The sequence below is a fragment of the Solibacillus faecavium genome (assembly GCF_014836905.1).
Classification (GTDB): domain Bacteria; phylum Bacillota; class Bacilli; order Bacillales_A; family Planococcaceae; genus Solibacillus; species Solibacillus faecavium.
The window spans coordinates 110,792-123,845 of the sequence record NZ_JACSPZ010000006.1 but is presented as its reverse complement, the minus strand read 5'-3'; the positions used below and the strand labels follow the sequence as shown (position 1 = coordinate 123,845).

General features: G+C 40.0%; 10 protein-coding genes and 1 riboswitch. All 10 genes read right to left on the bottom strand.

The window, feature by feature from the left end; translation table 11 throughout:
* The 10 genes from H9635_RS13250 to H9635_RS13205 all read right to left on the bottom strand — a co-directional run bounded on the left by H9635_RS13250 (position 1) and on the right by H9635_RS13205 (position 12,901).
* On the bottom strand, positions 1–1,137 hold the full coding sequence (locus H9635_RS13250) for an acyl-CoA dehydrogenase (RefSeq protein ID WP_191700781.1): 1,137 nt from the start codon (positions 1,135–1,137) through the stop codon (positions 1–3).
* A gap of 131 nt (positions 1,138–1,268) precedes the next feature.
* Positions 1,269–2,405, bottom strand: a complete 1,137-nt coding sequence (locus H9635_RS13245; protein ID WP_191700780.1) for an acyl-CoA dehydrogenase — start codon at positions 2,403–2,405, stop codon at positions 1,269–1,271.
* 9 nt (positions 2,406–2,414) lie between these two features.
* Positions 2,415–3,269 carry a 3-hydroxybutyryl-CoA dehydrogenase gene (locus H9635_RS13240; protein WP_191700779.1) on the bottom strand — a complete coding sequence of 285 codons (855 nt, stop codon included), beginning with the start codon at positions 3,267–3,269 and terminating at the stop codon, positions 2,415–2,417.
* 13 nt (positions 3,270–3,282) lie between these two features.
* A complete protein-coding gene (locus tag H9635_RS13235; RefSeq protein WP_191700778.1) occupies positions 3,283–4,473 on the bottom strand; it encodes an acetyl-CoA C-acetyltransferase in 1,191 nt (396 codons plus the stop codon).
* A 266-nt stretch (positions 4,474–4,739) separates the two neighbouring features.
* On the bottom strand, positions 4,740–7,094 hold the full coding sequence (locus H9635_RS13230) for a (Fe-S)-binding protein (protein ID WP_225231302.1): 2,355 nt from the start codon (positions 7,092–7,094) through the stop codon (positions 4,740–4,742).
* 196 nt (positions 7,095–7,290) lie between these two features.
* Positions 7,291–7,851: a cob(I)yrinic acid a,c-diamide adenosyltransferase gene (locus H9635_RS13225; protein WP_191700777.1), complete on the bottom strand. Its 561-nt coding sequence runs from the start codon at positions 7,849–7,851 to the stop codon at positions 7,291–7,293.
* Positions 7,852–7,881: 30 nt separating this feature from the next.
* Complete coding sequence (locus tag H9635_RS13220; RefSeq protein WP_191700776.1) at positions 7,882–9,348, bottom strand: adenosylcobinamide amidohydrolase; 1,467 nt, start codon at positions 9,346–9,348, stop codon at positions 7,882–7,884.
* Positions 9,348–10,355: a FecCD family ABC transporter permease gene (locus H9635_RS13215; RefSeq protein ID WP_191700775.1), complete on the bottom strand. Its 1,008-nt coding sequence runs from the start codon at positions 10,353–10,355 to the stop codon at positions 9,348–9,350. The genes H9635_RS13220 and H9635_RS13215 overlap by 1 nt, the downstream gene beginning before the upstream one ends.
* On the bottom strand, positions 10,339–11,295 hold the full coding sequence (locus H9635_RS13210) for an ABC transporter substrate-binding protein (protein WP_191700774.1): 957 nt from the start codon (positions 11,293–11,295) through the stop codon (positions 10,339–10,341). Before H9635_RS13210 ends, H9635_RS13215 begins: the two co-directional genes overlap by 17 nt.
* A gap of 140 nt (positions 11,296–11,435) precedes the next feature.
* A riboswitch (cobalamin riboswitch) is annotated at positions 11,436–11,627 on the bottom strand.
* A gap of 104 nt (positions 11,628–11,731) precedes the next feature.
* Positions 11,732–12,901 (bottom strand): acyl-CoA dehydrogenase family protein, encoded by a 1,170-nt coding sequence (locus tag H9635_RS13205; protein ID WP_191700773.1) that lies wholly within the window; start codon positions 12,899–12,901, stop codon positions 11,732–11,734.
* Between the last annotated feature and the right edge of the window lie 153 nt (positions 12,902–13,054).

Below are 13,054 nucleotides of genomic sequence, written 5' to 3'. Positions count from 1 at the left end.
CTATTTCGTAATCATACGCGAAATTACGAGGCGTTGAATCTCTTGTGTGCCCTCATAAATTTGCGTAATTTTCGCATCACGCATATAACGCTCTACCGGATAGTCTTTTGTATAGCCGTAGCCACCAAAAACCTGAACAGCTTCTGTCGTTACTTTCATCGCTGTATCTCCCGCAAGTAGCTTCGCCATTGCCGATGCTTTTCCGTATGGTAAATCGTTTGATTCCAACCATGCTGCTTGGTACGTCAATAAACGTGAAGCTTCAATTTCTGTTGCCATATCTGCAAGTTTAAACGAGATACCTTGATTTGCTGTAATCGGTTTTCCGAATTGGACACGCTCTTTTGCATAGTCAACCGCTGCGTCCAATGCGCCTTGTGCAATTCCTACTGCCTGTGCAGCAATCCCGTTACGTCCACCATCAAGTGTTTTCATGGCAATTTTAAAGCCTTCTCCTTCTTCACCTAACATATTTTCTTTCGGCACACGGCAATTATCAAAAATAATTTCAGTTGTAGGAGATGAACGAATTCCTAGTTTTCTTTCCTTCTTGCCTACTGAGAAGCCTGGGAAATCCGCTTCAACGATAAAGGCAGTTGTACCGTTTTTCGCCTCTGGATCTGTTACTGCAAACACGACGTAAATATCTGCGATTCCACCATTTGTTATAAAGATTTTTGAGCCATTTAAAATGTAGTCATCGCCGTCTTTTACCGCATATGTTTTCATCCCTCCAGCATCTGAACCTGATGCCGGCTCTGTTAAGCCGTAAGCACCGATTTTCTTGCCTTCAGCCATTGGTCGAAGATATTTTTGTTTTTGCTCTTCATTTCCGAATTTAAAAATTGGCCATCCTGCAAGTGATGTGTGTGCAGACAATGTTACCCCTGTTGATGCACATACTCGTGATAGCTCTTCTACTGCGATACAGTACGCTAAGTAGTCAAAGCCTGCTCCGCCGTATTCTTCCGGCCATGGAATACCCGTTAAACCTAGCTCTGCCATTTTGTCAAAAATGCCGCGGTCAAATTCTTCATGCTCATCGCGGTGTTCTGCTGTTGGTGCTACTTCATTGATTGCAAAGTCGCGAATCATTTCGCGTAGTTGTTGGTGTTCTTCTGATAATTGAAAGTTCATATCCCCATATCCCCTTTAAATTAGATTACCTGTTAATTTCCGTTACGGTTACGCTTCCCACAGGTTTTAAGCATTTGTTCCTCTTTACTTGTGTCCACCGAGAAGCAACCTTAACTACATATCAAAAATATCTACCCAATCACATGCTTACTAATAACGATGCGTTGGATTTCGCTTGTGCCTTCATAAATTTGCGTAACTTTTGCGTCACGGAAATAGCGTTCTACTGGATAGTCTTCTGTATAGCCATAGCCACCGAAAATTTGTACTGCTTCAATTGCTGTGTCCATCGCTGTTTGTGAAGCGAATAATTTGGCCATTGACGCTTCCTTACCGCATGATAATCCTTCACTTCGTAAGTTTGCAGCACGGTAAACAAGTAGCTTTGCCGCTTCAACTGCAGTCGCCATATCGGCAAGCTTAAAACCAACACCTTGCTGCTGGGCTATCGGTTTTCCAAATTGAATGCGCTCTTTTGCATAATTCGTCGCAGCTTCCAACGCCGCTTCGGCAATGCCTAAGCTTTGGGCTGCAATACCAATCCGACCTACATCTAAATTGGCCATTGCAATTTTAAAACCTTCCCCTTCCTGCCCTAGAAGATTTTTGGCAGGAATACGCATGTTTTCGAATGTTAGCTGTACTGTTCTAGAGCCATGCAGTCCCATTTTGCGTTCATCTTTGCCGATAATTAGGCCTGGTGTATTCTTTTCTACAATAAATGCTGAAATACCGCGTGATCCCGCTTCAGGATTTGTAGAAGCAAAAACGATATATACATCGGCTTCCCCGCCATTAGTTATGAATACTTTTGCACCATCCAGTACATAATGCTCTCCATCTCGGATTGCCCGTGTTTTTAAAGACGCTGCATCACTTCCTGCACTTGGTTCTGTTAAACAAAAGGCCCCAATATATTCACCACTTGCAAGCTTCGGTACATATTGTTTCTTTTGTTCATCATTGCCGAAATACAAAATCGGATTTGTGCCAACAGACGTATGGACTGATAAAATCACACCCATTACTGCACTCACTTTCGATAGCTCATTGATGGCAATAATATAGGAAGTAAAGTCCATTTCTGCCCCGCCGTATTCAGCAGGTGCTGTAATGCCCATCAGGCCGAGCTCCCCCATTTTTGTTAGTAAATGCCTGGGGAATTCACCCGCTTCCATTTGCTCGATAAATGGCTCGATTTCAGTTTTGGCAAAATCACGAACCATGTTACGCATCATTATCTGCTCATCAGTAAATTGTAGATTCATAGGAGTCCCTCAGCTTTCGTATATGTAGAAACCTCGGCCGCTCTTTTTGCCTAACCAGCCGGCTGCCACATATTTGCGTAATAATGGACAAGGGCGATACTTACTATCACCAAGTCCTTCGTGTAAAATTTCCATAATCGATAAACATGTATCCAGCCCAATAAAATCAGCTAATGTGAGTGGACCCATCGGATGATTCATCCCCATCTTCATCACATCATCAATCGCTTCTTTCGTTGCTACCCCTTCATATAAGGCATAAATCGCCTCATTAATCATAGGCAATAAAATACGATTTGAAATAAAGCCTGGGAAATCATTTACTTCTACACCTGTTTTACCAAGTTGCTTTGTCATGTCGGCAACCATTTCATATACTGCATCTGTTGTTGCAAGACCTCGAATAATTTCCACAAGCTTCATGACAGGTACAGGATTCATAAAGTGCATGCCAATAACCTGCTCCGGACGCTTAGTAACTGCTGCAATTTCTGTAATTGGCAAACTTGAAGTATTTGTTGCCAAAATCGCATGTTTTGGTGCAATTTCATCAAGCTGTTTAAAAATTGATTGTTTAATATCCATATTTTCAACGGCCGCTTCAATAATAATATCGGCGTTTTTTGCATCTTCAATGGTCAAAGATTTTGTAATGCGTGCTAATATAGCTGATTTTTCCTCTTCTGTTTTACGACCTTTTTCTACATCACGTGTCAGGTTTTTCGTAATGTTATTTAAACCACGTTCGAAAAACTCATCCTTCATATCATTTAAAATGACTTCATAGCCTGCTTGTGCACAAACTTGTGCGATCCCGGAGCCCATTTGTCCTGCACCGATGACCATAACTTTTTGAATCGTCATTTATTTCATCCCCTTAGTTTGTTACTTCGATTAAAACTGCGTCCCCTTGACCACCGCCTGAACAAATTGCCGCAATCCCTAAACCACCGCCACGACGCTTTAATTCGTAAGCGAGTGTTAAAATGATACGGGCACCACTTGCTCCAATCGGATGACCTAATGCAACTGCGCCACCATTGACATTCACTTTATTCTCATCTAATCCGCTAATTTGATTGCTTACTAGCGCAACTGCTGCAAATGCTTCATTAATTTCGATTAAGTCAATGTCTGCCAATGTTTTACCTGACTTTTTAAGTAACTCATTTATTACAAGTCCCGGTGTTTGAGGGAAATCTTCCGGCGCTACGCCCACTTCTGCATGTGCTAGGATTGTTGCAAGTGGCTGGCGGTTTTCCTGTCTTGCCTTTTCTTCACTCATAAGTACTAATGCACAAGCCCCATCATTCACACCCGGTGCATTTCCGGCTGTAATGGATCCATCGCTACTGAATGCCGACTTTAATTTTGCAAGCGTTTCCACTGTTGTCCCTAAGCGTGGTGCTTCATCCGATTCAATGCGGAGCGGCTCACCTTTTCTTTGTGGAATTTCTACAGGTACAATTTCCTCAGCAAATTTGCCTGATTCAATTGCTGCAAGCGCTTTTTCATGGCTACGTGCTGCCCATTCATCCTGCTGTTCACGGGATACCTCAAACTTGCTCGCTGTTTCATTTCCGTAAATGCCCATATGCACTTGTTTCGGATGAAATGCACATGACAAACCATCATAAATCATTCCATCTACTAAACTCGCATCGCCCATACGTAAGCCGAATCTCCCTTTCGGCATATAGTACGGTGCATTTGACATCGACTCCATTCCACCTGCAACGATTACATCTTCTTCTCCTAAACGTATAAGTTGATCGGCAAGTGTGACACTGCGCATTCCTGATGCACAAACTTTATTAATCGTTTCTGTTTTCACATTCCATGGTATACCGGCTTTATTTGCTGCCTGTCGTGAAGGAATTTGCCCCTGACCTGCCTGCAAAACTGTCCCGATAATCACTTCATCTACAGCTTCTGCTGCTACATTTGCTTTTGCCAATGCCTCTTTAATTGCAATTCCACCTAAATCACTCGCTGTTAATGAACTTAAACCACCGCCAAATTTACCGAATGGTGTTCGTGCTCCGTCTAAAATGACTGTTTTCGACAATCCATACACCCCTTTGTTTGAATCTGCTGATCTTGCAAAATCCTAAGTAGAATTTTGCCTTTTTCCCTACCTTTAAGTAACCCCTTACTTAATATCCCTTTGTTTAAATCATTTTTTTGTTATTCGACTGAACGCTCGCTCAATCAATATTTAGAAAAAAATGAGAGTAATATCTACTCCCATTTTTTCACTTAATTTCATTGTATTAAATAGTATTCTAAACTGCAACAATTATTCAAATATACTGACTTTAAATATTATTCTCTTTAATTCTTATTTTCTTTATCTTGTTCGCCATTTTCCTCTAAAGGAGTATCCACCGAATTTTCATCCGTTGCGACTTGCTGTTCTTCTGTAATTGATGATTGTTCCACAGGTGGTGATTCTTTTTCAACTTCTACAAGTTCTGTTTCCTGCACTTTTTCGATAGTCGGTTCTTCAGAAACTTCCACTGGTGCTAAAACAATTTCTTCTTCGATTTCTTCTACTTGCTCTTTTTGTACTTGAACTTTTTCCGGTGTACCGAATACTGCTCGCTCTAAAATTTCCGCAATATCAAATGTTCCAACCGTTTCTTCCACTTCTTTTGCTTTCGTACCATCTGAAAGCATTGTTAAACAGTACGGACATCCTGATGAAATTACAGAAGCCTGTGTTGCCAGAGCCTGCTCTGTACGTGCTACGTTAATACGGTTTCCGACATGTTCTTCCATCCACATTAAGCCACCACCAGCACCACAGCACATACCGTCTTGACGATTACGTGTCATTTCAACCAGCTTAACACCTGCTATGCCTTTTAAAATTTCACGTGGTGGATCATATACATCATTGTAACGACCTAAATAACAAGAATCATGGAATACAATCGTTTCATCCACACGATAGTCCATTGTTAGACGACCTTCTTGGATTAAATCGTATAAAAGTTCTGTATGGTGAAGTACTTCACCTTTCCAGCCGAAATCCTGATATTCATTTTTGAAAATATTGTATGCGTGCGGGTCAATTGTAACAATTTTCGTTACACCATTTTTTTCAAATTCATCAATATTTGCTGTTGCGAGCTCTTGGAACAGGAATTCATTTCCTAAACGACGTGGTGTATCACCAGAGTTCTTTTCCTTGTTACCTAAAATTGCGAACTTAACCCCAGCCTTATTCATTAATTTAGCGAATGCTAATGCAATTTTTTGTGAGCGGTTGTCAAATGAACCCATTGAACCTACCCAGAATAAATATTCCATTTCTTCGCCTGATTTTTTAAGCTCTTTAACTGTTGGAACATGAACAGATTCGTCCAACTCTCTCCAGTTTTCTTTTTCTTTACGGTTTAAGCCCCATGGATTACCTTGGCGTTCGATATTTGTCATCGCTCGCTGTGCATCCGGGTTTACTTTACCTTCTGTCATTGTTAGGTAACGGCGTAAATCAATAATTTTATCCACGTGCTCATTCATTACTGGACATTGATCTTCACAGTTACGACATGTCGTACAAGCCCAAATCTCCTCTTCTGTAATAACATCGCCAATTAATGATGGGCTATAAATATCTTCAATTACCGCACCTTCAGCACCAGCTGCCATCGCTAATTGGTTCCCTTGTGTATTATTGAAGAAAGAAAATGGTACCCATGGCTTTTTCTTTAATTCAACTGCTCCTGTAAATGTTAAGTGATCACGTAATTTTACAAGTAAATCCATCGGAGACAGCATTTTTCCTGTACCTGTTGCTGGACACATATTCGTACAGCGCCCACATTCTACACAGGAATATAAATCGAGCATTTGCTTTTGCGTGAAGTCATGGATTTTACCAACACCGAGCGGCGGCATACTTTCCTCGTCTTCCGCTTCTTCCAAAGCAGCAAAATCGATTGGACGTAATGTACCCATACGTTCCTGACGATTAAAATAAACGTTTAAAATCGACGTGATTAAGTGGAAATGCTTACCTTGTGGAATATAAACAAGGAATGCTAATAGCGCTAATAAATGCGCCCACCACATTACAAAGAACATTACAGCAGCAATTGTTGGGTTCATCCATTGGAATACCCATGCAATAGCTGAGGCAACAGGTTCAGAGCCTGTTAAGCCATGATCATGCCAAATTAAATAAAAACCGTTACCAAATAGTGTAGCAAACATTAAAATTGCTAAAAACATGTATACTAAACCGTTTTTAAATCCTTGCTTTAAACGAGCAAGCTTCTCCATATAACGACGGTAAAATGCGACTGCAACTGCGATTAAAATCGTTAGTACGACAAGCTCCTGTGTAAATGTAAATACTGGGTATAAGCCACCTAATGGCAAATGTGAACCTGGTGCCAGCCCTTTCCAGATCAGGTCAATTGCTCCGAACTGAACCATTAAAAACCCGTAGAAAAACAGAACGTGTACAAGTCCCATCTTTTTGTCTTTCAATAATTTTGATTGACCAAATACTTTCTCAATAATATCTTCCATACGCTCAGAAAATTTTTGATTGAACTCCTCTTTACGGCCAAGCTGAATGTAGTCATAGCGTGTTTTCAATAAGTATGCAAATAACCCTAATGCATAAAGTAGCACAGCAATGAATGCAATCCAGTTAATAATTAAAAATGTATTCATACTTTTCCCCCCTGGAATACTAAGTTTCCGAACCCCTTTGTTCCTATAAACTATATTACCCTATTAATCTATAACCTCATTGTAGTTATGAATGAGCATTCAGTCAACAGATTTCATCATTAATTCTGAAAATTAAATCAAAATATAAAAAATGCTAGCTTGACAATTTATTTGTCTAAGCTAGCATTTTCCTGCTTTATTTAAAGACGTCACCACTGCGAATATATTCAACATCCGGGATGGATAAGCGATAATTCACTACCCGTGCTGCAGCAAATAGATAATCCGATAAACGATTTAAATATTTTTGTACCACAGGTGAAACATCTTCAATTTCTTTCATTAACGATACAGTTTGTCGTTCTGCGCGACGGGCTATCGTGCGAGCAATATGCAATGTGGCAGCAGCAGGCGCGCCTCCTGGTAATATGAAACGTTTTAATGGAGGTGCTTCTTCAGATAATAGGTCAATCCGATTCTCTAGAACTGCAATAGGTTCCTCTGCTAATTTATAGTGACGTTCCTTCATTACATTGGCCAAATCGCCGCCGCCATCGAACAATTCATGCTGGATAGCTGTTAAATCTTCAATAATATCCTGAAATTTACTTGAATCGAGTTCCGAAACTGCTTTACCGATAAATGAATTTAATTCATCAATTGTTCCGTATGCCTCTACACGTAGATGATCTTTATCAACACGCCCTCCAATAATGCTGGTCTTCCCTTTATCGCCTGTCTTTGTGTATAATTTCATCAAATTTCACCCTTTCGATTTAGCGTTGCATTAAAGAATTGTATGATCTTTATACTTTTTTATTGCGGACACAGTAACTTCAAAAACGGCTCTACCGATTAATTTTCCGACTTCAGTAATTGGTCCTGCATACGGCATTTCTTCACCTTGCTGGGTCGCGGCGATTAATAAGCTGTCCGTTGCGGTACTAGTTGCCGTTGTATTTGTTAAAGGGTCTTTAATTTGTTGGTCTGCCATTGCTTTTGTTTTCGCTTCTGTTGCCGTAATCATAGCTTGGATAAATGCTTCATCCGTTAGTTTACCATTAATAAAAACCCATGTATTAATAGTCCCGATATGCGGCTCATCTTCGCGTAAATAAGCTTTTGTGACATCAACACCATTTCCTACCCCTGCTGTTACCATAACACTAATTTCAACATTATCTTTCGAAAAATGCTGAATGGCTGCACATTTCGTTTTCACAGCTGTTAACATAACGACCGTATTTGTTGGTGAAAAGTGATTGTGTTGTAAAAATTGCTCTGTTTCTTCTTTTACATTGTATATATCATATTCCGGAGCAATCGCACGGTTTAAAAATGTATCATACCAGCCTATTCCCGCATTATGTACTGCCGAAGAAATAACTTTTAATGGGGATGGAGAAATGTACTTAACATATTCATCTGTTATTTTGAAATTATTTTTATTTATAGTCGATTGTTTTTGTTCTAATTCATTTGTTGGCATCATTGTTATTTGTGGCTTTGGCAGTTCAGGATGTGGATAAGTCACCACACGCGCCTGGTAGACATCGGCAATTTGATCTTGCATAATGACTTCATGTGGCTCCCCAAAAGCTCGTATTTCCCCATTTTCAATTAAAAGCAGTTCATCACAATATAGCGACGCCAAATTAATGTCATGAAAAATTGATACAACCGTTAATCCATTAAGTTCTACTTGCATTCGAATCATGTCCAAAATTTGCTTCTGGTGAGCAATGTCCAAATGATTTGTCGGCTCATCCAAAAGAAGCAGCTCCGAATCCTGAGCTAGTGCCTGTGCAATAAATACACGTTGTTGCTCACCACCTGAAAGAAACTCCAGATGTCGATTTCTGTAATGCGAAACCCCGGTGCTTTCCATTGCACGATTTACAAGGTTTTCATCTTCCTTTGACCATGTGGAAAAAAAGCCGCTTTGGTGTGGATATCTGCCTAGTGAAACAGCGTCATATACACTGTTCGTAAATACACTGGCGTTTAGTTGAGGAAGAACGGCCATCTTTTTTGCCAACTGTTTAATATCGTAGCTATTAATCGGGTGATCTTCAATCATGATTTCCCCCCGTGTAGGTTTTAAAACGCCACTGATCATTTTTAATAATGTCGATTTCCCACTACCGTTCGGACCAAGAATCCCGAGGATTTTACCTTTTTCCACGTGAAACGTCATATTTTTCACAATCTGTTTCCCGTCATAACCACCTGACAATTCGTTCACTTTTAACACTATGCAACAACCTTTCTACGTTGCTTAAAGAAAATATAGGCAAATACCGGTGCACCAATAAAAGAAGTAATTACGCCAATTGGGAGTTCTACAGGTGAGATGATGGTCCGTGATACTAAGTCGCAAATGACAAGTAGACTCGCACCGTTCATAAAGGATAATGTCAGTAAATGTCGATGATCGGCTCCAACTAATAGACGAATCATGTGCGGGACAACTAATCCGACAAAACCAATCGTACCGGATGCAGCTACAGCCGACCCTGTTAAGATTGAGCCACCTGCTAAAATCATATATTTACTGCGCTTCACATTTACCCCTAAGTATTGAGCACGTTCCTCTCCGTATATCATTGCATTCAGCTCACGGCGATTGAACCATATAATACTCGTACCGATAATCATGAATGGTAAAATCATATTTACATATGACCAGCCGCGCATCGATACACTCCCAAGCAGCCAACCAATAATCGCTCTAAGTTCTTCCCCCGTTAAAGCAACCATTAATGAGATACATGAACCTAAAAACGAACTAAATATAATTCCTGTTAAGATTAACGTTTCCATTTTCATAGAACGATCCACAAGTCGGGCAAATGATAATACTATGACCATTGTACATGCGGCACCTGCCATGCTGAATACTGGTAATGTAAATGCACCAAGAAACGGAATCGATATACCTAAAAAAATCGTCATAACAGCTCCGACTGATGCACCTGATGAAATCCCTAGCGTATAAGGATCGGCCAATGGATTTTTTAATAGCCCCTGGAAAGCCGCCCCTGCAATCGCCAGTGATGCACCAACGATTGCGGCTAAAATTACCCGTGGCATTCGAATTTTCCACAGTATACTGTAAGCTATCGGATCTGTCGTTTTATCCCATAATGTCGAAAGGGGGATATTAACCGTTCCAAATGATACTCCGATCCACAAGCTGCAAAGAAGCAATGCAATGGAAGTAACATAAGCATATATATATTTTCTATTCTTTAAATACATCTGGATAAATTGCCTCACCTAGTGATTCAATACCTTCTACAATACGTGGACCTTGGCGACTCGTCGTATCCCCATCTACGACATGAACATTGCCATTTTTAATTGCATCCATTTCGTTATAGGCAGAGTTATTTACGATGCTTTCATAGTCGTTTTCATATGTTACAATCACTTCGTCCGGATTACTGTCAACAAATTGCTCAGAGCTATACATTGGCCATCCAAGCTCTTGTACTGCATTTTCTACATTTAACACTTCTAGCATTTCATTGATAAATGTTTCTTGTCCCGCTGCATATAAGTCCGGCTCTGTGCCCACTACGATAAACACAGATTTTTCTTCTAAATCAGCAACTTTAACTTCAATGTCTTGAATTCCTTTTTGAATGGATGCAATCATCTCTGTTGCCTCAGCTGTTTTCCCTGTTAATTGCCCAATTTGTTCAATAGTCGTATATGTTTCTTCAAATGTTGTAGTATTTTTCACTACATATACAGGAATGCCCACTGATTCAAGCTGCGCAATCCCTTCTTCATTAAAGCTATAAAGACCTGATTCATGAGCTACTACTAGATCTGGCTGCAATGCAATCAATTGTTCCAAGTTAAATTCCATTCCACCGACTTTTTCTTTTGTCTGAGCTTCTTCCGGGTAATTATCATTATCGGATACTCCAATAATTTGCTCATTTAAGCCTAAGCCAAATAATATTTCTGTATTCGATGGAATAAGGGAAATAATGCGTTCAGGAGCTTTTTCCACTGTCACTTCTTTGTTTAAAGCATCCGTTACCGTTATAGGGAACTGTGCTTGTTCCTCAACCGCGTCCTTCGATTGTTGAGCTGAATCTTTTTCTACTGCTGTTTCTTCAACCCCACAGCCTGCAAGAAGCATAATTGAAATAATTCCCGTTGAAGAAAGTCGTTGCCAAGTTTTCATATGTAATTAATTCCTCCTAAAATTGTTCTAACTTGTAATTTTACACAAAAATAAAAAGCCTCCTACATACTAGGAAGCTTTATGAAAGCAAATAAATTCAAATAAAAAATTCATTCACCACATCCTATCCGCGTAGGCATTAATCGGGCATTATAAAGGCAGGTCTCCTGGCTTATGCATTAACGTTTATGAGCTGCCTTCCCGAAAATTTCAGTGGCATATAGCTCCAAACTAGCAATTACAGTGGCGGGACCGCATCGGATTTGAACCGATTTCCCTTTTACTTCTTACTTTAATTAGATATAGTAAGAACCTTTATAGTACATATTTAATTAATATTTTTATTATAGCGGATATTTCACTTAATGTATGCAAAATTACCAAAGTTTCAGATAATTTGTTTATAATTCAGTTTCTGCGTAGTAAATAACACAGATCATTCTTTTGTTTTTAAATTGTTTTCAATTGCTGTCTCTGCTAAACGCTTAATTGTAATGTCATCCATTGGTGGATTGTGTAAGCCTGCACGTACATCACGGTAATAGCGTTGAAGTGGGTTGGACCGTTGAAGACTCTTTGCGCCAACTAAACGCATCGCCTTATCAACGACTTCAATCGCTGTATTTGTCACAACATGTTTAGCAATATTGATTTCGTTAACTAAGGTCGCCTTCTTCGTCGGGTCATCATACAGTCTTGCTACCCCATAAATAGTAAAACGAGCTTTTGTTAATGCTAAATCCATTTCTCCGATGAGCGTTTGAACATTCGGCAATTGTGCAATTGTCCCTTGAATACTATTTGGTGAATGGCTATTCGCAAAATCAACCGCATAATCCCGTGCTGCCTGCGCAATTCCTAAATAAGTCGCCGGGATAAGCAGCAACCAGCCGTTCAGTTTAAAGCCTGTTGTATAGTTTGGAATTTCCACTAAGTTCGTCTGATCAATGCGTACATTGTCGAGCACTAAATCATCGCTTCCCGTCCCGCGCATTGATGCCACATCCCAAGTGTTTTCGACCGATACTCCTTCAGCCGTTTTCGGAACAAGGAAAAACCCTAGCTGATCCTCATCTTCAATCCATGCAGATACTAAAAAATAATCGAGATCCGGTGCACCGCTCGTATAGTTTTTACGCCCGTTAATTATATAATGTTCGCCACCACGTTTTGCGGAAGTCGCCGGACGCCCACCACGCACTGGACTTCCCATCGCAAACTCACTTACTGCACGATTTACTGTGGCACCATTTGCAATTTCTCCACCAAACCAATCAAGCTTTTGAGGATTCCAGTAACGGTTTTCAAAAATCTCGCCTACATTTTGAATTGTCCACGAAACTGCCAACCCCGTACTTCCGCAATAGCTTGCCAATGTTTCATGTAGTAAAAGCGCATCATATACGGTGAAGCCATCTCCTCCGTATTCCTTTGGCAACGTTATTTTTGTATAGCCAATTTCGCGTAGCTTTTGGAAATTTTCAAATGGAAATGTCGCTTGCTCATCTGTTTGTTGAGCCAATTGTTTTATACTCTCTGAAATTGTTTCGAGCTTTTCCAACCATTGTCGCTGCTCGTCCGTTTCAATAAATAATTCCTTGCTCATGAAAAGCACCACCCTCGTCTGTTGTCTTACGTAGTTATTTCTTCAAATTAATAGTACGTTTCAGAAATTTACAAGTCAATAGATATCCCTAGTTTCTTTGTAGGGATTTATTCACTTAATAAATAAGGGGTAATTTCCTATTTAAAGTGGAAC